Origin of the sequence: Helicobacter sp., assembly GCF_029067145.1 — a bacterium.
Taxonomy (GTDB): domain Bacteria; phylum Campylobacterota; class Campylobacteria; order Campylobacterales; family Helicobacteraceae; genus Helicobacter_D.
This window is the reverse complement of the sequence record NZ_JAIEFA010000025.1, coordinates 1-21,501: the sequence shown is the minus strand read 5'-3', so window position 1 is coordinate 21,501 and position 21,501 is coordinate 1. Positions and strand designations below refer to the sequence as shown.

26 protein-coding genes are annotated in these 21,501 nt (G+C 35.4%); all 26 read right to left on the bottom strand.

The window, feature by feature from the left end:
• Positions 1-963, bottom strand: a 963-nt coding sequence (locus K2N75_RS02010) for an FkbM family methyltransferase (RefSeq protein WP_300119865.1), incomplete at its 3' end; no start/stop codon positions are given.
• Position 964: 1 nt separating this feature from the next.
• Positions 965-1,522, bottom strand: a complete 558-nt coding sequence (folE, locus tag K2N75_RS02005; RefSeq protein WP_297680551.1) for a GTP cyclohydrolase I FolE — start codon at positions 1,520-1,522, stop codon at positions 965-967.
• Between the two features lie 10 nt (positions 1,523-1,532).
• The gene (gene htpX / locus K2N75_RS02000; RefSeq protein WP_297680549.1) at positions 1,533-2,456 is read right to left on the bottom strand and encodes a zinc metalloprotease HtpX; all 924 of its coding nucleotides are present in this window, start codon (positions 2,454-2,456) and stop codon (positions 1,533-1,535) included.
• 21 nt (positions 2,457-2,477) lie between these two features.
• On the bottom strand, positions 2,478-3,653 hold the full coding sequence (gene truD / locus K2N75_RS01995; protein WP_297680547.1) for a tRNA pseudouridine(13) synthase TruD: 1,176 nt from the start codon (positions 3,651-3,653) through the stop codon (positions 2,478-2,480).
• Between the two features lie 22 nt (positions 3,654-3,675).
• Positions 3,676-4,188: a peptidylprolyl isomerase gene (locus tag K2N75_RS01990; RefSeq protein ID WP_297680545.1), complete on the bottom strand. Its 513-nt coding sequence runs from the start codon at positions 4,186-4,188 to the stop codon at positions 3,676-3,678.
• A gap of 29 nt (positions 4,189-4,217) precedes the next feature.
• Positions 4,218-5,312 carry a tetratricopeptide repeat protein gene (locus K2N75_RS01985; protein ID WP_297680543.1) on the bottom strand — a complete coding sequence of 365 codons (1,095 nt, stop codon included), beginning with the start codon at positions 5,310-5,312 and terminating at the stop codon, positions 4,218-4,220.
• A 6-nt stretch (positions 5,313-5,318) separates the two neighbouring features.
• Positions 5,319-5,843 carry an OmpA family protein gene (locus tag K2N75_RS01980; protein WP_297680541.1) on the bottom strand — a complete coding sequence of 175 codons (525 nt, stop codon included), beginning with the start codon at positions 5,841-5,843 and terminating at the stop codon, positions 5,319-5,321.
• A gap of 73 nt (positions 5,844-5,916) precedes the next feature.
• Positions 5,917-7,194 (bottom strand): Tol-Pal system protein TolB, encoded by a 1,278-nt coding sequence (tolB, locus tag K2N75_RS01975; protein WP_297680539.1) that lies wholly within the window; start codon positions 7,192-7,194, stop codon positions 5,917-5,919.
• Position 7,195: 1 nt separating this feature from the next.
• Positions 7,196-7,936, bottom strand: a complete 741-nt coding sequence (locus K2N75_RS01970; protein ID WP_297680537.1) for a TonB C-terminal domain-containing protein — start codon at positions 7,934-7,936, stop codon at positions 7,196-7,198.
• Positions 7,929-8,327, bottom strand: a complete 399-nt coding sequence (locus K2N75_RS01965; RefSeq protein WP_115550664.1) for a biopolymer transporter ExbD — start codon at positions 8,325-8,327, stop codon at positions 7,929-7,931. Before K2N75_RS01965 ends, K2N75_RS01970 begins: the two co-directional genes overlap by 8 nt.
• Positions 8,328-8,343: 16 nt before the next feature.
• Complete coding sequence (locus K2N75_RS01960) at positions 8,344-8,916, bottom strand: MotA/TolQ/ExbB proton channel family protein (protein ID WP_297680534.1); 573 nt, start codon at positions 8,914-8,916, stop codon at positions 8,344-8,346.
• Positions 8,913-9,305: an ATP synthase F1 subunit epsilon gene (atpC, locus tag K2N75_RS01955; RefSeq protein ID WP_297680532.1), complete on the bottom strand. Its 393-nt coding sequence runs from the start codon at positions 9,303-9,305 to the stop codon at positions 8,913-8,915. Before atpC ends, K2N75_RS01960 begins: the two co-directional genes overlap by 4 nt.
• Before the next feature lie 9 nt (positions 9,306-9,314).
• Complete coding sequence (gene atpD / locus K2N75_RS01950) at positions 9,315-10,718, bottom strand: F0F1 ATP synthase subunit beta (RefSeq protein WP_297680555.1); 1,404 nt, start codon at positions 10,716-10,718, stop codon at positions 9,315-9,317.
• Between the two features lie 24 nt (positions 10,719-10,742).
• A complete protein-coding gene (gene atpG / locus K2N75_RS01945; RefSeq protein ID WP_297680530.1) occupies positions 10,743-11,630 on the bottom strand; it encodes an ATP synthase F1 subunit gamma in 888 nt (295 codons plus the stop codon).
• 15 nt (positions 11,631-11,645) lie between these two features.
• Positions 11,646-13,160 carry a F0F1 ATP synthase subunit alpha gene (gene atpA / locus K2N75_RS01940; protein ID WP_297680528.1) on the bottom strand — a complete coding sequence of 505 codons (1,515 nt, stop codon included), beginning with the start codon at positions 13,158-13,160 and terminating at the stop codon, positions 11,646-11,648.
• Positions 13,161-13,179: 19 nt separating this feature from the next.
• Complete coding sequence (locus tag K2N75_RS01935) at positions 13,180-13,716, bottom strand: F0F1 ATP synthase subunit delta (protein WP_297680526.1); 537 nt, start codon at positions 13,714-13,716, stop codon at positions 13,180-13,182.
• The gene (locus tag K2N75_RS01930; protein WP_297680524.1) at positions 13,717-14,232 is read right to left on the bottom strand and encodes a F0F1 ATP synthase subunit B; all 516 of its coding nucleotides are present in this window, start codon (positions 14,230-14,232) and stop codon (positions 13,717-13,719) included.
• A gap of 13 nt (positions 14,233-14,245) precedes the next feature.
• On the bottom strand, positions 14,246-14,671 hold the full coding sequence (locus tag K2N75_RS01925; protein ID WP_297680522.1) for a FoF1 ATP synthase subunit B': 426 nt from the start codon (positions 14,669-14,671) through the stop codon (positions 14,246-14,248).
• Between the two features lie 63 nt (positions 14,672-14,734).
• Positions 14,735-15,640, bottom strand: a complete 906-nt coding sequence (locus K2N75_RS01920) for a ParB/RepB/Spo0J family partition protein (RefSeq protein WP_297680519.1) — start codon at positions 15,638-15,640, stop codon at positions 14,735-14,737.
• Positions 15,640-16,431, bottom strand: coding sequence for an AAA family ATPase (locus tag K2N75_RS01915; RefSeq protein ID WP_297680517.1), 792 nt, complete (start codon positions 16,429-16,431; stop codon positions 15,640-15,642). The genes K2N75_RS01920 and K2N75_RS01915 overlap by 1 nt, the downstream gene beginning before the upstream one ends.
• 12 nt (positions 16,432-16,443) lie before the next feature.
• Entirely contained in the window at positions 16,444-17,088 is a 645-nt protein-coding gene (locus tag K2N75_RS01910) for a biotin--[acetyl-CoA-carboxylase] ligase (protein ID WP_297680515.1), read from the bottom strand.
• Positions 17,089-17,991 carry a methionyl-tRNA formyltransferase gene (locus K2N75_RS01905; protein ID WP_297680513.1) on the bottom strand — a complete coding sequence of 301 codons (903 nt, stop codon included), beginning with the start codon at positions 17,989-17,991 and terminating at the stop codon, positions 17,089-17,091. It lies immediately after the preceding gene.
• 57 nt (positions 17,992-18,048) lie between these two features.
• Entirely contained in the window at positions 18,049-18,846 is a 798-nt protein-coding gene (locus K2N75_RS01900; RefSeq protein WP_297680511.1) for a hypothetical protein, read from the bottom strand.
• A 39-nt stretch (positions 18,847-18,885) separates the two neighbouring features.
• On the bottom strand, positions 18,886-20,181 hold the full coding sequence (locus tag K2N75_RS01895; RefSeq protein ID WP_297680509.1) for a HAMP domain-containing sensor histidine kinase: 1,296 nt from the start codon (positions 20,179-20,181) through the stop codon (positions 18,886-18,888).
• Positions 20,160-20,831 (bottom strand): homeostatic response regulator transcription factor HsrA, encoded by a 672-nt coding sequence (gene hsrA / locus K2N75_RS01890; protein WP_115550652.1) that lies wholly within the window; start codon positions 20,829-20,831, stop codon positions 20,160-20,162. The genes K2N75_RS01895 and hsrA overlap by 22 nt, the downstream gene beginning before the upstream one ends.
• Positions 20,832-20,942: 111 nt before the next feature.
• Positions 20,943-21,501, bottom strand: a 559-nt coding sequence (locus K2N75_RS01885) for a lipopolysaccharide core heptose(II) kinase RfaY (protein WP_297680507.1), incomplete at its 5' end; no start/stop codon positions are given.

Below are 21,501 nucleotides of genomic sequence, written 5' to 3'. Positions count from 1 at the left end.
TAAGATTTGTCCTAGTTGGTAGCTAAGATGGGATTGGATTCTTGTTGTTGCTGTGCCAAAGAGGATAGATTCAAGATGACTAATGCGTTCTTGTAAATTTTTTTGATGGTTTTGTTTGGAAATAGATTCTAATGCAATTGTGTGTTTTGCAGTTTCTTTGTCTATCTTTTCTAAAATATTAGTTGCCCAATTACGATGCCTGTAACCTGTATAGTAAAGCCCTTGAAGTGCAGTTTTAGCAGCATTTTTGGCAAGAATTTGCTTTTCACTTACCGATTCTAGCGGTAAATACAAATGCGTAGGCGAACTTCCAAAAGTATCCCAATGCACATAATCCATAGTTTCTAACACGCGCTCTAACTTAACAAAATCTTGCACATAATTTGCTTCCGCATAAATAATGGGGCGATTTTTTATTATCAATTCCCTCGCACCTTTGAGCACACGTGATTCCATTCCCTCTACATCAATTTTAATGCAAGAAATTTTCTCTTGTATCTTTAAGCTATCCAAAGTTTTACAAAAAATCCCCTCCCCGCTAGTAGATTCTCCCTTACTTAAAGACATTCCACCAAAATTACTTGGAATCTCTTTGGCAAAGTGCATTATCTCCTCGCAATCAGACAATCCAAACTCATTGACTTGAATCTTATTTTCAAATCCATTCAATGCAATGCTCTTTTTGGCGATTTCAGACATTTTGGAATTCGCTTCAAAAGCAATGATATTTAAGCCATTTGCCGCAAGAAATAAAGAATGATTGGCGATATTCATTCCAATATCCAGCACAAAAGAATCTTTGGGGATTCTTAAAAGCATTGCTTGGAGCATTTCATATTCATAAGGTTCTTTTTGCTTGCTCACATATCCTTGAATAAAATCCGTTTTATAAAAAGGCACATACATTTGATAGCACACATTCTCTGCCTTTAAATCCAAAGTGATGATATTTTCTTTCTCCATTTTATCCCTTTCTAATATGTCCCATAAATTCCTCGCGTGTCCTATGGTCGCTTTTGAATAATCCACGAATCGCACTTGTAAGCATTACGCTATCTTGCTTCTCCACACCACGCATTACCATACACATATGTTTTGCCTCCGCAACCACCATTACACCTTTGGGTTGCAAGACCTCCATTAGCGTATCTGCAATCTGTGAAGTCATTTTTTCTTGAATCTGTAACCGCCTAGAATACACTTCTACTAAGCGCGCTAACTTTGAGATTCCAACGACTTTGGAATCCGGGATATAACCAATAGAGATTTTGCCAAAAAAGGGCAATAAATGGTGCTCACACACAGAATAAAATTCTATATTTTTAAGCACCACCATTTCATCGCACGCCCCCTCTGTAAATACCTTGCCTAGAATCTCCTTTGGGTCGCTTTTGTATCCGCTATATAGATGCTCCCAGCTTTTCACCACGCGCTTTGGCGTCTCTAATAGCCCCTCGCGATTCCTATCCTCGCCGATATAATCAAAAATACAGCGGATGATTTCTTGTAAATCTTGTTGCATAGGATTCCTTTTACTCTTGCAATAAAGCTTGAATGCGATTCTCAATGCTTGGGTGTGTGCTAAAAATCTCATTTGCACTAAAAATATAAAGCGCGGAACGCGTGGGATTCGTATCACTTTGTGAAAAATCTGATTGCGCATAATTTCCGCTAATTTTCTGCAATGCTTTAATCATTGGCTTACTATCACCCATTAAATACGCCGCTCCCGAATCTGCCATATATTCCCGAGAACGACTTAAAAACATCTGCAACACAAGCGTAAGCAAGGGCAAAACAAATTGCAAAATAAGCAGAATCGCTCTTGCAAGATTCGCGCCTTTTTCCCTAGAATTTCCCAAAAATAAATACACTGCATAATTCACGACAAGCAGCATAATATTGCTCAAAACGCCCACCATTAAGGTTAAGCGAATGTCTCCGTGCCGAATGTGGCTTAACTCGTGTGCCATCACCGCCTTTAACTCCTCACGCGTGAGATTCCTAACAAGAGTTGTCGTTACCGCAATCAACGAATTATCCGCACTCCAACCACTTGCAAACGCATTCATAAAAGGTGCTTCCATAAGAAACAATTTGGGACGAAACGAAAGATTCGCCACCTCTACTAGCTCATCTAGGATTCTACTCATTTCCCGCTCTTGCGCGTTAGATTCCTCGCCTTTGAGGATTTCTTTGTATTCGCTCCCACTTAGCAAAATTTGCTTAAATCTACTAATTGTAAAAAGCACGACTGCTCCGGCGATTCCAAGCATTAATAAGGTAACTAGGGGGATTTGCTGCAAGGTTAAAAGCGAGTAGAATCCCCCGCTTAAACTCTGCGCATTAATACGCACAATATCCACAAGCAAGCCAATAAAAACAAAAATCAATAGATAAAGAGCAATCACGCATTTTGTTTTGAATTGATTTTCTTTGATGATTTTATCAAACATTTGATTCCTTGTAATAATTTTTCAATCGCTAAAAATTTCATTTTCGCAAGATTCTAATTCCTCTTTTGTTGCTTCTATAATCTCACGATGTGCGATTTCTCGCAATAAATTCGTAGCATACGCTCCTTTGGGTAAGAAAAAACTCATCTCCCCTTGTGCTTCTTGTTCCTTATAATAAAAGTTTAAATTTTCTGGGAAAATCCACGCATAACGTCTCTGCCCTACACTCTTAATCCTAGAATCCAAAAATTTAGATTCCAAAAATCCCGCTTCCTTTTCACTTGCTTTTGCTTTTTTGCCGCTTAAAAGTCCTGTAATTGCAGTTTCCTTGCGCATAAAACGTTCCGATTCCGCAATTAAATCACTTGTTTCATCTAAAATAAAATTTTTCCCAAAAGGATAATGACACAAAAAATCACCATAAAATATTTTAAAAAAATGGGGCTGCTTTTGAAGCTTTTTGCAATAAGCAATATCGTGAAATTCCGATGGAATCTCATCGCAAGAAAGATAAATCTTCAATGCTTTAGATAATAAATTTGGCGCAGTAGTCGCAATCAGATGAGAAATATCAATGCGCAAAGAAAGCCATTGATTGAAAAGATAACTTTGATAAGCACTAATAAGAAAGTTTTGTATTTTTTTATTACGAATCTTGCTCTTTCCCTCTATGATTTCCAAACCTAGCCGATAATTATCGCTCTCTTTTCCAAAACGTTGATAACTGAAATAATTTGGGATTCCAACCTGTGTCATTTTGCCGCATACTTCTAAGATTTTTTGCGCATTGAAAGAATTAAGTTTTTTGAGGCGAATGAAAAATTGATTCCCTTTTAAATGTCCAAGCTTGATTTTGTTGTTGTGATAAGTTGTGTTTAAAATTTTAATATTTGAATGGCTAAAAGATTCTATTTTAGCCGCTGCCAAATGTCTAGGCAAACTAATGTATTGAATACTCAAAGCATTTTTATCTTTTAGTCCTGCATAACCTATTTCATTTTCTTTAATACCTAAATGTGCAGAAAGAATCTTTAACATTTCAAAAGTCGTTAGAGATTTTTTGCGTATTTTTAGAATCAAATGCGCACCCTCTCCGCTAAAAGAATAGAGAGGGATTTCTTCTACGACAAAATCACGCGGACTTTGCTTGAAATAAAATTCAATTGGAGAATGCGTAAAGGCAAAAGAAAGATTCATAATAACTTATGCAATCACGAATCTAATGACAACCACAACTACCGCAACATCCACCTTCGTTATGATGATGTTCTTGATGATGCAAGCCGCAGGTTAATTCTTTTTCTGTTGCTTTACGAGCATCTAAAATCGTAACGACAAAATGTAATTCCTTACCTGCTAAGGGGTGATTATAATCTATAATAACCATTTCATCATTGAAATCTTTTACAATCACTTGAGCAGTTTCGCCATTTTCACCTTGACCAAATAAAGTCATTCCTTGTTGCAAATCAATCCCAACAAATTGGTCTCTTGGAACTTCTTGCACATAATCAGAAAAATATTCACCATAAGCGTTAGCGGGAGCAACAATCACTTCTTGTTTATCACCAACAGACATTTGAGCAATCGCTTCCTCTAATCCCTTGATAATTTCTCCTGCGCCCATAATAAATTCCAATGGCTTACCGCCAATATTGGAATCTAAAACATTATCTGTCCCATTTTCTTTTACTTCATATTCAATACTAACAACCTGATTATTTTCTATCATTTTTTCTCCTGATTTTTAGATAAATTGGATTATTTTAGAAGCTTTTTAGCTTCTTTGGCTTCACTAGAATTTGGATAAAGAGAAATGAGTGTCTCCAAAAAACGTTTCGCATTCTCTTTTTCCTTGATAGCGTTAAAGGATTTTGCGCTATTTAGCATTAAACGAGGCATATAATCTGCTTTATCATAGCGCGTAGCACTTGTTTTGTAATAATAGATTGCGTCCTCATACCGCTTTTGTGCAAAAGCGACTTCTCCTAACAGATAATTTCCACGTGCTGGTTTGTAATTACTTTTCACAGCAAACTGCAAATACTCTTCTGCGGATTCGTAATTTTTGTTTTTAACAAATTCTTCGCCTTCTTTGAAAACATCAGATAATTTTTTATTTTTTAAATCTGTTTTAGATTCTTTATTTTCTTGAGGTTTGGTTTCTTTTGCGTCCTTTTGGACTTGTTCAGATTTGGGTTTTTGCTCCTTAGCACTTATTTCAGAACCCTGTGTTTTAGCTACATTATTTTTTTGAATATTTTCTGTTTCCAAAGGCTTTACTTGCGTGCTGTTGCTCTCTAAATTTGCAATCACTGCATTGATTTTCGCATTCGTTGCAACTATTTCTTTAGAATCCTCTGTCTCTTTTAGTGCTTCTTTGGTCGCAGAATGATTTGCTTGAGATTCTTTAACCGAATTTTTTTTCTCTAAGGCAATGATTTGCTCTTTTAGCGTGTTGATTTCATTTTGCATTTGGGTATTTGTCTTTTGAATCAAAGCACCCAAGGCAGAAATGCTATTTTTTAATTTGTCAATATTTTCATTTTGCAATGCAAAATTAGAATCCACGTGCTTTTTAATATCCGTAGATGTGGCGTTACTTTCACCTTGAACTAAATCAATTTTGCTAGTAAGATTTTGTATTCTTTGTATTTGCCCTTCAAAAATACTTTTTAAACCCTCTTGAGATTCTTCTATCGCCTGAACTCTATTAGAAAGATTAAAAAGTTTTTCATTAATGATTTGAGATTCACTCTTTGGCGGCGTGCTACCACCAGCATTAAAAGCCGATGGTTCTTGCCCGAACAACAAACTTGCGAGAAATAAGCTTGAAGCAATTAATTTTTGCAACATAAGACCTTATGGCAACATTTTAAATGTTACTTTTCTATTTTCAGCCCAGCACTCTCTTGTTTTAGCGGTGCAAGTTGGCTTGCTTTCGCCATAGCTTACAAGTGTTGTTTTGCTTGCTTCAACACCTTGAGAAACTAGCGCATTTTTCACAGCAACTGCTCTTTTAAGCCCTAACGCGTAATTGTATTCGTCAGTTCCCCATTCGTCTGTATTTCCCTCAACTCTAACATTTAATGTTCCTGCTGAAATGGAAGTTAAGATTTTAGCGTCTCTTTCTACCACAGCTTGCATATCTGGACGTATTGTGAATTGGTCAAAATTGAAAAATACATTTCTCAAGCCATCTTCTACATAGTTGATTCTTTCTTCAAGATTGACAAAATTGTCTCTATTGTAGTCATAACCGCTTCCATCACTTCCATAATATCTGCCACTCTGAGCATTTGCGTCAGATTCTACATTGCTTTTGTTGCTACAACCTGTTACCAATAATACGGCTGCTAATGAGCCTAAAACTAGAAATTTTTTCATTTCTGCTCCCTGATTTTAATTAAAAACGCGACATTATACCAAAAAAAATGTAATTTGGTATAAAAACTTTTCTTTACCAATCCATAGACTGAATTGTGCTACCACTTAGAGGAAAAAGCAGGGTTTTATTATAATTTAAACGGATAATACCTAATGCACTTTGATTTCCCTCGTGTTTGATATACATAATCGTTTCACCATCTTTAGAAAAACGTGGCAGCTGATTCACTCCATTTGCGCTTAAACGACGAATAAAATCGCTTTTTGTAGAGACTAAATAGAGATTAAAAGTATTGCGGTTAAACTCATCACTTGTTTCGCGACTAGAATAAACAATGTAATTGCCATATGCACTTGCTGCATTATTATTGCGTCCGTGATAAACCATTTGCTCTACTGCTCCGCTTACCTCTCCGCTAAGCGGAATCGCAAAAACATTGGGATAGCCCAATCTGTCAGAAATAAACATCACCCGTTTTTCATCTTCTATGAAATTTCCACTTACATCAATACCACTGTATTTGGTAAGCTTGGTAATTTGTTTGCTTGGCACATCATAAAGAAAAATATCCGCTTGTTCGTCTGGAGCCATTGTAAGAAGCAGTTTAGTAGAATCGCTACTAACATCTGAAGCAACCAACATACCATTACTTTCTAAAATTTTATGATTTTGTCCATTGGTTAAATCAAATTTAAAAAGTGTGGGTTTGTCTAGGTATTTTGTGTAATAAAAAGCGGTTTGCGATTCGTTTGCCCATTTAGGAAAAATATTTAATCCTCCACTAATTAATTGTTTTTTATAGGTAAGTGTGTAATCACTAGTTAGAATCTCGCTTTCTCCGGGCTTAGTATAATGCGACAAAATCACCATTCTTTCCATCCAATCCACTTTTGGGGCTTTAATGTAGCCATTAATATCTATCGCCATTTTATGCGCCAAAAAAGGATAAGATTCTGCATTTGCACTTCTATATTCTTTACTTAGAGCCAACAAACCTGTATTTGCGTCATAAAGTTGTAATCTTGCCTCCAAATTTTCTTTGGTTATTTCTGCATTTACGCGCGCAATAAGGTCAATTTTGTTTTTACGATATTCATCAAAATTAAGCACCATTGCACTAGAAACAACTTCTGGGGATTCCTGTGTGGCAAAATGTCCCGTAACCTTTAAATCCGCAATTAACATTTTAAAGATTCTTTGACTATATTCCCTTTGCGAATAATCCTTGCCTGTATTTTGAACTAAAATATTAGGGAGATTCCCAAACTTCTTTACAACTTCTAGTGTCGCATCAATCGGCTCTGCAAATGCAAAACTGATACAAAACAACAAAAGATAGATTTTTTTCATCTTACACCTCGGTTTTAAAAGTTACCATTATTTTGGTTTGAGCTCCACCTTCAAAGCGTGGAAATTCTTGCGTGCGCATTATATCCAAAAACTCTTGCAATGCTTTATCAAAATCCAAATTCCCTGATAATTGAATAATAGAATAAGAAAGTTGTCCTAGCGAATTAATGGTAATTTGCACCTCTGCCTTATGTTCTTGCAAAGTGCGAATGGGATTCCAATTCTGTGCTAAAATTTCTTGCACTTTAGCATAAAACTCATCATATTCACCCTTAGGAGTAACAAAACTTAAAGTTTTTTGAGTATCTAGGTTGGATAGAATCTTTTCTAGCTCATTACTCAATTCCTCACTTTGAGAAGTTTCATTTGCCTTTTTCTTTTTCGCAACTTTATCGTTTTGACTTTGAGGTTTTAATGCTTCCTTTTTAACAGGCATTTTGGAATCCACTTGTTTAAAAAGCTCATTAATTCCCACACCGACATTTGCGCTCCTAGAAGCACTTTCTTTTTTGATTGGAATATTTTCAACTTTTTTTTCAACTTTTTTTTGGGCAACTTTGATAATAGGTTTTGGTTTTGTCTCTTCAATTAAATCAATGCTAAAAGTTGTTTCTTTGTAAGTGGTATAGGCTTTGGGCGATTTTTGCACGACACTAAACTGCCATATTAAGAATACAATTATTAGTGCATAGCTGAAAATAGCGATTCCACCGCTTACGAAAAATAAAATGATTCTAGCCATCAGTAACGAGTGAAACCCTTGTAAAGCCTGTTTGTTTTGCAATTTTTAATACATAAATCACATCATCATATTTAAGATTCTTATCCGCTCTGATATAAACTTGTGTATTCTTATCATAGGCATTTGCAAACATAATAAATGCGTCTGGAAAACTATCAAAAGTCAAAATATCATCTTTAAGATAAATATTGCGTTTCAAATCCATACGAATTTCAATTTTAGAATCCTCTTGCATTTTTGCACTTTTTGAGCCTTGTGGCAAAGCAATCTCCTCTTGATAAACAATCACAGGAGCGGTTACCATAAGAATAGCCAAAAGCACAAGCATAATATCTACCAATGGCGTAATATTTAAATCTGGCGTTTCGTCCCAATTATAATGCGTTTTCACTTTCTGCCCTATAAGCTTATAAATTTGTTTTTGGAGAAATTAATACATTAATTTGTAATTGCAAATAAGTGTTCAATTCAAAGACTTTGCGTTTTAAAAATAAATTAAAGGAATAAGCTGGAACTGCAGTCAAAATCCCAGCAGCAGTTGCAACAAGTGCTTTAGAAATTACTGGGGCTATCACATCTAAAGTTGCTTTGGAGTTTGTTCCTAGCTTAGAAAAAGCTTCTAAAATTTCAACCACCGTGCCAAATAATCCAATAAAAGGCGCAGTAGAAGCTACGATTCCAAGAAAGGTTAAGCCAATCGTTGCATCTTTAATGGCTTTGTCAAGCGAATATTGCAACATCGGTTCTGTTAATTTTTTATCAATTCCAATGAGATTAGAACCCAAAAGCGAATTTTTCGGTAAGGCATTGCGCCCACTCAATAAAACTTCAAGACATTTTTTTTCATTATTTAATGCCATATTTAGCACAAGATAACGATAAACAAAAGTCCAAATCACTAACACAAAATATAAAGAGAGCCAAGCCAAAACAACTATGGCTGTAACACCATAGTCATTTAGCAAAGTAGTTAGATTCACAGAGAACTCTTTGCAGTATTTTCAATGCGAGAAACCACCATTGAAACCGCAACATTATTGTCTGTTGATTCTTCCAAGAGTTTTTTCGCATTTGCAATTGCTTGTGCAATTTCACCTTCACTATTTCCGTTAATATCTACCGCTCCTTCAACTAAGACATCAACACTTTTTTCATCTACCTTTGCATAACCCCAATTAATCGCAACAATTTCTTTTTTGTTGTCTTTCTTTTCAATTTCAATTACACCTGCACCAAGCGTAGTTACAACTCCAACGTGTCCTGGCAAAACACCAAACTCTCCCTCACTACCAGGAAGTGTAACACTTTTAACATCATTGGAAAAAATCTTGCCTTCTGGAGTAACAATATCTAATTTTAAGGTTTCCATCAAAGCTCCTTAGGCGCTAGCTTTCATTTTCTCCGCTTTTTCAAGGACCTCATTAATGTTGCCAACCATATAAAAAGCATTTTCTGGAATATGATCATATTTGCCTTCTAAGATACCTTTAAAGCCTTCCAATGTTTCTTGAAGAGTAACATATTTACCCGGACTTCCTGTAAATACTTCTGCAACAAAGAATGGTTGAGAGAGGAACTTTTCAATCTTTCTTGCTCTTTCAACGACTTTTTTGTCCTCCTCTGAAAGTTCATCCATACCCAAAATAGCAATAATATCTTGCAAGTCTTTATATTTTTGAAGCACTTGTTGCACACTCGTTGCAACTTTATAATGTTCTTCACCAACCACTTGAGGGTCAAGAATCCTAGAAGTAGAATCCAATGGGTCTACCGCAGGATAAATTCCTTTTTCGGCAATCTTTCTATTTAATACCGTTGTTGCATCAAGGTGAGCAAATACAGAAGCTGGTGCTGGGTCAGTCAAGTCATCTGCTGGCACATAAACTGCTTGAACAGAAGTAATAGAACCTTTTTTAGTAGAAGTAATACGCTCTTGCAATTTGCCCATTTCACTTGCCAATGTAGGTTGGTAACCAACAGCAGAAGGGATTCTACCAAGAAGTGCTGACATTTCTGAACCACTTTGCGCATAACGGAAAATATTGTCAATGAACATAAGAACATCTAGTCCTTTCTCATCACGGAAATACTCTGCCATTGTTAAACCTGTAAATGCAATTCTATTTCTTGCACCAGGTGGTTCATTCATCTGACCATAGCACAAGGCAACTTTATCCAAAACCCCAGATTCTTTCATTTCGTGATAAAGATCGTTCCCTTCACGTGTTCTTTCACCAACACCTGCAAATACAGAATAACCACTATGTTTAAAAGCAACATTGTGAATCAACTCCATAATAACGACGGTTTTACCAACACCTGCACCACCAAAAAGTCCAACTTTACCACCTTTGGAATAAGGGGCAAGCAAATCAACTACTTTGATGCCTGTTTCAAACATTTCTGTTTTTGTGCTTTGGTCTTCAAAACTTGGAGCTGTTCTGTGGATAGACCATTTTTCAGGATTTTTTAGCTCTTCTCCACCATCTACTACTTCACCAATTACATTGAAAATTCTTCCTAAAACCTGCTCACCTACTGGCACAGTAATAGGATTACCTCTTGCAACAACTTTCTCACCTCTTGTAAGTCCTTCTGTCATATCCATAGCAATTGCACGCACTCTATTATCTCCAATATGTGCTGCAACTTCTAAAACTAATTTGTGATTCCGTCCATCTACTGCGAAATCAATATCTAACGCCTCATTGATTGCTGGTAGATAAGAATCAAAATCTACATCTACAACAGGACCCATTACTTGAATGATTTTTCCTACCATATTTTCTGACATTTAATATACTCCTTATTTCATTGACTCAACGCCAGTATTAATTTCAACTAACTCTGTCGTAATTGCTTGTTGTCTTGCTTTATTATAGGCAATTGTAAGAGTTCTCGCCATCTCTCCTGCATTATTTGTTGCCGCGTCCATTGCCTGCATACGCGCGCTGTGTTCTGCTGCCAAGGAATCTACAAGCGCATAATACATACTAAACTCTACATATTTATTTGCCAATTCGTGCAGAATCTCATTTTCCTGTTCATTTGGCTCTACCTCCAAGATAGAAGAACATTCTTCTGGCAAAACAATGCCTTCAATAGGTAAAAGTTGAGAAACTTTCATCTCTTGTGAAATCATATTCTTAAATCCATTATGAACCAAAATCACTTTGGAAGTAATACCGCTAAGATAGTCTGCTACTGCCTTATTGATAAACTCTGCTGCTTGAGCATATTGCGGTGTAGCACTCAATCCCACTACACTATCTAACACTTCAATTTCATTAAATTTATAATACTCTACTGCTTTTTTGCCAATGACGCGCAAACGCACTTTCATATTTTTGACTTTGTGTTCTGCAATAATTCGATTGACTTCTTTAATTGTATTGATATTGAATCCACCGCACAAACCTTTATCGGCTGTAACAAGTACAATATCTACAATTTTGGATTCCTCATTACCTGTGCTAAAGTAAGGATTATCCTGAACATTCTCGCCACTTGCAACTTTTGACTTAATTTCTGACAAGACCTCTACAATTTTATTTGCATACATTTTAGAACGTCTCGCCATTTCATCGGCTTTTTTAAGCTTAGAAGTAGAAACAAGCTTCATTGCGCGCGTAGTTTTTTGAGTATTTAAAACGCTTGAAATCTGTTTTCTAATATCTTTTAGGTTGTTTCCCATAACAAACTCCCTATTTTACACCGCAAAACTTGATTTAAATTCTTCTAATGCTTTACAAAGAGTTTCTTCAATATCTTTATCTAACATTTTTTTAGAGCGAATATCTTCAAAAATTTGTGGATATTTAGCCTCTAAGAATGGATATAAATCAGCTTCAAATTTTGTAATATTCGCTGTTGCTATATCATCCATATAACCTCTTGCACCAGCAAAAATAATTACCACTTGACGTTCAATTGGTAGAGGAGAATAAGGAGGTTGTTTCAATACTTCAACCATTCTTTGACCCCTATCCAATTGTTTTCTACTTGATTCGTCTAAATCAGAAGCAAACTGCGCAAACGCTTGCAATTCACGATATTGAGCCAAATCAAGTCTTAAAGTTCCTGAAACTTGTTTTGTAGCTTTAATCTGTGCTGCACCACCTACGCGTGAAACAGATAAACCAACATTGATTGCAGGACGAATCCCAGAGTTAAACAAATCTGTTTCTAAAAAGATTTGACCATCTGTAATAGAAATAACATTTGTTGGAATATATGCTGCTACGTCTCCCGCTTGTGTTTCAATAATTGGCAATGCAGTAAGCGAACCAGCTCCAAGGTCATCACTCACTTTTGCTGCGCGCTCCAATAATCTTGAGTGCAAGTAAAATACATCACCTGGGAATGCTTCACGACCCGGAGGACGTCTAAGAATCAAAGACATTTCACGATAAGCAACAGCGTGCTTACTCAAATCATCATAAACAATTAACGCGTGTCTTCCATTATCTCTAAAATACTCACCCATTGTTACACCAGCATAAGGAGCTAGATATTGCATTGCAGCAGAATCAGAAGCAGGTGCATTAACAATGATGGTATATTCCATTGCACCATGTTCTTCCAATTTTCTAACCACTTGCGCAATTGTGGATTCTTTCTGACCAATTGCAACATAAATACAAACAACATCTTGTCCTTTTTGATTAATAATTGTATCAATTGCAACCGTTGTTTTACCTGTTTGTCTATCACCAATAATTAACTCTCTTTGTCCGCGCCCAATTGGAACGAGTGCATCAATTGCTTTTAGACCTGTTTGAAGTGGCTCATGCACTGATTTCCTAGCCATAATTCCGGGCGCTTTTTCTTCCATAAAGCGATATTCTTTCGCATCAATCGCACCTTTACCATCAATTGGCTCACCAAGAGCATTAACAACGCGCCCCATTAGTCCATCACCCACAGGAACACGCAAAAGCTTACCAAGACGCTTAACGGAAGAACCTTCTTTGATTTCTTTGCCAGCTCCTAAGACAACGACACCTACGCTACCTTCTTCTAAGCTTGATGCCAAACCTTTATCGCCTGTTTCAAACTCAACCATCTCATAGCTCATTGCATTTTTTAGCCCATAAACTTTTGCAACACCATCAGCATACGCAATCACTTTACCTGTTTCGGCGATATTTAAATCAAGTTCAAAATTATCAATTCTTTCTTTGATGATTGAACTAATTTCATCTGCTTGTAACTTTGCTACCACTATTACTCCTTATTTAAAATTAAAATGCTTTTAAAATATGATTTCTCAAATCACTTGCAAATTTCTCTTGAGAAAAAGAAACTTCAACACCTAAATCTTCCACCACTAATCTGATTCCAGCATTTGCTACAATTTGCTGCTTTAACAAAAGATTGACACCAAGTTTTTTACTAAATTTATCCTGAATCTCTTTTAATTTTGCTTCATCGTAGCTCTCACTTACAATAAGTTGCGCAATGTATTCTTTATTTAGAGTAGCCAAATAAGAAGTTAATTCTCTATAAAGCTCCTCAAATAAATCTAACCGCTTATGCTCTGCTAAAATTTTAATAAAATTAGAAAATTTTACATTGAAATCATTATCTAAAATATTTTGCAGAACAAATTCAGTTTTTTGCTTTTGTTCAACATATGGGGATTCTACAATTTCTCTAAATTTTGCAACCTTATAAGCCCCAGCAAGTTTCCCTAGAGATTCTACAATCTCTCTTAATTCAGCTTCGGAAGCAGTTTTAGCCAATGCTTTAATATATCGTTTTGCAATTAAATCTTTCATTTACGCCGCCTTTTTGAGTAAAGATTGCATTAAAACATCTTTGCTTAAAGCAATAGAATCTTTATTCAAGAATTCAGATAAAATTTCATCTACAATCAACTTTTCGGCTTTTCTTTGTTCAAACGCAATATGGTCATTGTATTGACGCACCAAATTCTCAAGCTCATTCTTTGTGTTTTCTTCAATTTTTTGCACAATAATTGCAGATTCTTTATGCGCAGATTCTACAATATCTTTTGCAGTTTTTTTTGCTTCTTCTAACTGATTTAGTGCTTTTTGTTTTGCTTTTTTAGAATCCTGCAATTTCTCTTGAATCTTAGCTAGAGAGCTTGCAATACCATCTCTACGAGCTTTAAAAGCATCTTTAATTGCATTTGCTGCAAAATAATAGACTAACGCAAAGAAAATAACAAAATTGATTGTCCTTTCAATTATATCATATTCTCCACTCCCTCCTGCTGCAAAGAGTATTCCCGGCGCAAACAATAAAGCCAACCAATAAACATTTGTTCTCACTATCTGCTCCTTTTTATAGCTTTTCAAGCTTAACTTTTAAGCTTTCTTTAAAAAGCGGAATCTCGGATTCTAAAGAAGCTTTTAATCTAGCTTTTTCCTCTTCCAAACCTACAACAAATGCACTATATTTTTGAGCTAATTCATCTTTCTTTTGAGAAATTTTCATTTCAGCGGTTTGCTTTGCGCTGTCTTGCGCTTTGTTTTTAATCAAAGCCGCTTCAGCTCTAGCATTTTGCAAGATTTCATTCGCCTCTTTTTGCAAAGCCTTAATATCTGCTGTATTGCCCTCTATTCCTTCGCCATCTTTCTTAATAGAAGCATCACGCGTATCCATAAAACTAAGCAAAGGCTTATAGAGTATGCGATTAAGCAAATATACCAATACAAGAAAAATGACAAAAACTAGTGCCATTACCCAAGGAGTTGGGATAATAGTCATTTGCACTCCTTTCTTTTTATCTAAAATATATTTTATTTTACCACGACTTTTTCTAAGTTTTTCTTAAAAACTATGATTCGGTAAAATTTTGCTAAACTTTTCTACCTCCTCATCGTTACCAAACTCTACAATTAGCTTATTTTTTAACAAACTCGCATTAATAGATTTTGACTGCAATGACTTACAAATCTTTTTAAGTTGAGAGATAGAATCAGAATTAAGAGCATTTACTACCCTTAAATCTTTTACTTGTTTAAAATCTTTGATATTCTTTGCTTCTTCTTTAAATTTTTTGGCAATCTTTTCCGTCTCATGCACGCTTAGTTTTTGCCCTATAATAGAATTTGCAATCAATGTTTGCTGTTCTTTTGGTAGTGTTACAAGTACTTTTGCGTGTCCTTGAGAGATTTTATTTTCCAAAATCAAATTCTGCACTTCTTCACCTAATTCTAAAAGACGCAAAGTATTTGTAATTTGCGCACGAGATTTTGAAAGTCGTCTTGCAACCTCTTCGTGCGTAATTCCATAATCTTCAATTAATTCCCTATAAGATTGCGCAAGGTCAATGGGATTCAAATCCTCTCTTTGGATATTTTCAATCAAAGCCAATTCGCGTAACTTTTCTTCTTGCACATCTACAATAATAGCTTTAATGCTGTCTTTTTTTGCCAATTTGCTTGCACGCAATCTACGTTCGCCCGCAATCAAGAAATAATAATCTGGGGATTTGATATCCTCATAAACTAAAATGGGTTGCAATAAACCATGCTCCTCAATGGAAGCAGCAAGCTCTTGCAGACTAGTGGCATCAAAAACCTTGCGTGGCTGCAATGGATTAGGCTTAATTTTATCTATATCAATCTCTACTACCAATCCAGAATTATCGCTTGAAGCATTTTGATAGGCTTCCTCCACTTCACCCAATATAGCACTTAATCCGCGTCCTAAGCCTACATTTTTTTTTGCCATTAAGCCCTCTTTTCTAAGATTGCTCGTGCCAAACTTTGATATGCAATATTTCCCTGTGAGCGCACATCATACAAAATTACAGGCTTTCCAAAACTTGGAGATTCCGCAAGTTTGATATTTCTAGGAATCGCAATCGCGTCTTTAGAATCATCTTCTTTAATGAGTTGCCCATTGAAATGCTGTAACAAATCCGCATAAACTTGACGAGAAAGATTATTTTGCGCACTATACATTGTAGGCAACAATCCTTTAATTTCCAAAGTAGGATTAATTTCTTTTCTCAACAATTTGATTGTATTTAGTAATTGCGCTAAACCCTCCAACGCAAAAAACTCACACTGAATCGGAATAATGACAGAGTGCGCTGCACTTAATGCATTGATTGTCAATGGTCCAAGTGCTGGTGGAGAATCTATGATAACATAATCATAACTATCCATTACATCTTCAATTTTCTTTTTCAAAATCAATTCACGTCCATTGCGTTTTTGACTATAAAATTCTTTTTCAATTCCAACTAAACCAATATTTGAAGGTGCTAAATAAAGAGTAGGAATTGAAGTTTTTTGAATGATTTGTGAAATCTTCTTTGTTCCAATTAAAACATGATAAATATTAAACTCAATGCTATTACGATGGAATCCCAAACTTGTTGTAGCGTTTGCTTGTGGATCAACATCCACTAAAAGCACCTTTTTTTCTTCCACTGCGAGCGAAGCAGCAAGATTTACAGCGGTTGTTGTCTTGCCTACTCCACCCTTTTGATTTGCGATACAAATCACTTCACACATTCTTTTGCTCCACTATCTCAAACTATAAATCTTTTCACCCTCAATAAGAATCGCACCATCTTCACAAAGCAAAGCATTGCAAAGAGGGATAAGTTTTCCGTTGTAATGAAAAGTATGATTAAAATTATTTGTAAATTCTAGCGAATATTTACTAAAAATTTGCTTCCAACTAGATTTTTTTTTGTCGTTTTCCAATCTCTCTATAAAAGATTCTAAAACTCTTTCTTTAGAAATTTTTATGTCCAATCCGCCAAATTCTTGGCTTGCAACCTCCAAATTCAACCCGATTCCACAAATCATTATGTCTCTTAGCTTTGAACACAAAACTCCTCCTACTTTTTGCTTGTCTATATACAAATCGTTAGGCCATTTTAGCCAAACTTGCGACCCCTTTTCTTGCAACACTTCTTTAAAAACAAATCCCATATAAATTGAAATAGATTCCAAAGGCAAATCTAGCGGCAATGTCTCCATTGGAAGCGCAAAAGAAAAGTATAACCCCTCTTTGACATTTTCCCAAAGATTCCCCCGACTACCAATCCCGCCGCTTTGCCTCTTTGCGATTACCATAATAGGTGGTTTCAATTCACCCTTACGGATTCCCTCATTCAAAAAAATTTGTGTAGATTCTATGCAATCAAATTCTAAAATCTGCATTTATTCCAAAATATCGCCTATTTTTAGACGCTTTCCTTGTAAATATTGATAGGCACTCATAGCCTTTTTTGAAGGTGCTTGCAGAGATTCTATCCAAATGCTTCCTATCTTGCACCCTACCCTTATTTGTTCCTTTGTGATTTGCAGAATCTCTCCCTCCATATTTTCGCTAACAGATTCCGCAATTTTGATTCCTTTTAATTTCAATCCACTTGGCAAATAAATCTCTGGCCACCCCTCATAAGCACGCGCTTTTCTAGCCAAAGAATCTGCATTATCAAAGAGGATTTCTCCGCATTCTTTTTTGATTTTTTTACAATAACTTACATCTGCACCAATTTGCTCCAAGGGCATTATAGATTCCCATCTTTCTAGGTATTCCAATATCAAATCTGCGGCAACCTTTGCAAGCTCTACAAACAATTCTCTGGCGTTTTGAAGAGAGTTTTGAAAAACTTTAAAACCTAAAATATCTCCACAATCCAATCCCTCACTCATCTGCATTGCAGTAACACCAAAATATTTTTCATCTTTTAAAATACTTTGCTGAATCGGGCTTGCACCGCGAAATTGTGGCAAAATGGAAGCGTGCAGATTAATACAAGGCGCAAGATTTAGAATCTTTTGAGGGAGAATCTTGCCATAAGCTGCGACGATGATTTTATCACAGGCAAAGTTTTTGAGTGTCTCCGCAAAGTCATCATCTAATTTATCAGGTTGCAAGATTGGAATCCCAGAATCCTTTTGTAACAACAATCTTTTCGTTGCAGGCATTTGCAAATGCAGATTTCTTCCTGCTTTTTTATCCTCTTGACACACCAATGCACACACTTCATAATGCGCCAATAGAGATTCCAAAATAATTGCCGCATAATCTGGCGTTCCCATAAAAATTATTCGCATACACTTCCTTGCTAAATTTTAATAAAAACAAGAATGGTAGCGAATTTATATTTAATTTTAATAAATTTCAATCAAATCAAACTCTTTGATAATAGTCTTTTTAGGTTTAAAGGGAGCGGCAAACTCATTGCCCACTTGATAGATTGGCAAAAGCGTAGAATCATAACTCACAGAATCTTCTCCATAAGCATAATAACCCTGTGATTCCAATGAGGGAGTGGGTTGAGAATGTTTTGCCATCTTTTGGGATTCCAAAGTTTTTGACTGCGTTGCTTGAGTATTGTCCGAAATTTTGAATCTATCCTCCTGCGCTTCTTTGCCTTTAAAATAAGATTCTAATTGTTTTACGCGAAAGGCAACTTCTTGATAATATTTTTCAGCCTGTAAATTTGCTTGCTCATTTTTCTGCCAACTATATCCTTTGTTGTAAGATTTAATGATATTTTTCCAATTTCCTTTATGTTCTTTTTGCCAATACTTCAGCTCTGTGATTGCAATCTGTTCTGCAAAAGCATCGTTTTCAACCAACATTGCACCTACCATATTTTGAGTAAAACCATTTTGTTTAAGTTGCGGATAACGATTAATCACGCCAGGAATATAAGCGTGAAAATTTCCGGCACTTGGGTCTTGGAAGTTCATTTTATAAACACCCGCGCAAGATTCCTGCCAAGCAATCGCCGCAAGCGTCAAACCAAAACCATCTTGTTCGCCCGCAAGATAGGAGCGTAACAAAACTTGCTTTTGTGATTCTGAAAATTGGGCTAAAGGGACGCACGAGTTTTTAAATTCCACTTGTGGCAAGGCAAAGCTAAAATTTATAAAAATCAATAGAATCCAAATCAACCTTTGCATAAAAACTCCTTTATTCAGAGTTTCAGCAAATTTTGTTCCTTATTTTATTAGATTTGAGATTTTTAGTTCAAAAGTCGCAATCGTGCCATTGGTATCCAAACGATTTTGTAGAGAAATGCTCCCGCCTAAAGCATTGGCTGCATTCTTTGCAAGAAACAACCCAAGCCCTGCACCACTCTTGTTTCCCGCGCGTTTAAAAGGCGCGTAAATATCTTCTAATTCAGAATCAATCCCGCAACCCTCGTCCATTACCACGATTCTTAAAATTTCTTGATGAACAATTTGGCTTGTCATTAAAACACTTTTTCCCTTAGGGGTAAATTTAAACGCATTTTGTAAAAAATTCTGCACAATTTGCGTCAAAAGAGTGGGCTTTATCGTAACCAAGAGTTCCCCTGTTTCAAGTTTGCAAATAAATTGTTTATTTTCTTTTTTACTAAGAATTTGGAAATTATCCGCGATATTTTGTAGAATCTTATGAATATCTACAAGGCTAGATTTCTCAAACTGCGCACTTTCTTGTCTCCCCAAATCAAGCAAGGTTTTAATGATTGCATTCATTTCATTAATACTTTGAATATTTTCTTTTAAAGCATTAATATATACTTCTTTCTCTCTTTCTTTAATGAGTGTTACTTCACATTTGGTTTTAATCACCGCCAAGGGAGTTTTAAGCTCGTGTGCTATTCCAATAAATAGCTGTTTTTGCCCTCCAAAATAACTTTTAATTCTATCCAAAAGATTATTGATAGAAAGCACTAAGGGGTGAAATTCTAGCGGCAAATTTTCTCCATTAAGAGATTCCAAATCGTGTTCTTTGAGTTTGCTAAGCGTAGTAGAAAGATTCTGTATAGGCTTATAAAGAATATTTGAAAAAGCAAGCGCAAAAAGCTGAATCAAAATCAAAGCAAAAAAAATCACCAAGATAATGCTGCGCAAGAGGGAATCCAAAAAACCAACTTCTTGCGTAATATCCTTTGTGATTTTCAGTGTTTTATTTGCTCTATAAGGAGAGGAGATAGAATAATAAATATTCCCTTGAGATTCTATTTTTGTATAAAAATTTTGATGAATCTTTTTGTCTAAAACCTCAATGAGCCAAGTTTCTTTTTGGAGCGGATTAAGATTTTGCACATAAAAATTTTGTCCAACATTATAATTGATATTGTTTTTAAAAATATGATTTAATTGATTTTGGAGGCTCTGTTTAATGTTTCCATAGGTATTAAAATAAAGATACGCATAAAGTGCGGCAGAAAATATCGCCAAAAGGGCGATAAAAGAGATTGTGATTTGTTTAGTATAATCTCCTCTTATACTCCTTTTGGATAGCAAAATCTGTAACCTCTTCGTCTTACTGTTTCAATTGTAGCAATATTAAGCGGTTTGTCCATTTTTTGGCGGATTTGATTAATCGCGACTTCAATAACATTAGGGGTTACAAGCTCTGGCTCTTCCCAAATCGCATCTAACAACTGCTCTTTTGAGACAATTTGGTCGCGATGGCGCGCAAGATGTGTCAGCACTTCAAAAGGTTTGCCTTTTAGTTCAATCTCTTGATTTTTATAAGTTATTTTTTCTTCATCAGGATTAATCACTAAATCTTCAATTTCAATCAAATTTGTTCCACCAAAACGCAAACGAGCTTCAATTCTTGCAACCAATACATTAAAATCAAAAGGCTTAGCTAAAAAATCATCTGCTCCAGCTCGCAGTGCTTCCACTTCACTTTCTGCATCATCACGTGCAGAAATAATTACAACGGCAGTGCGTGGAGATTTATTCTTTACTTGATTAATAATTTCAAGTCCGCTACCATCAGGCAACATCCAATCTGCAAGCACTAAATCATAATTACGAATGCTGATATAATATTCTCCGTCTTTTAAATTTTCTGCCACATCGGTTTGATAATTAAATTCATTCAAACCTTCTGTGATTGTCTTATTAAGACTGATTTCATCTTCAACGATTAAAATTCGCATTCCTTTTTCCTTATTCTTAAATTAAAAATTAGCGACATTGTAACATAATTTTAGCTATTTTTAATAAATTTTCATAAAAGATTAAAAATATTTAATATTTCAAAAGAGATTCTATTTTGCCAAGTGTAAAGGATTGATTTTGTATAAAATTTTTCTTTTCAATAACCTTATTTGCTGCTTTAAAAATTTCTCATAGGAAACAAGAAAACAATAAAAATCTGTTGTAGTTGGAGCAATCCCTAAGCGATTCCATAAATTGAATCTATCCTCTGCTTTGCGATAAGCATTAGGATATTTGCCCGAGCAGTCAATGATTCTTATCTCTCCGTGAGATAAAATAAAATTACTTGTTTGAATATCCCCCATTACCATATTATGACGATGCAATTCCTCTACTTTAGCTTTAATCTTGGTTTTTATCTCATCATTCAAAATAATATTGGAAATACATTCTCTTTCAATATACTCCAAAATCATTATAAAAATATTAGAATAATTAAAAACTTTTTTCTCCGCTAAAAGATAAAAATCATTTACACCTACAAAACCATCACCGCGAATGCGTTGTGTTTCTTTTAATAAATTTAAATAATAATCGCCCTTGAAAAAAGATTTTATAAACCGCTCTTTTTTCTTGCTTTGGGGAGAAAAAATTTTAACAATATACTTC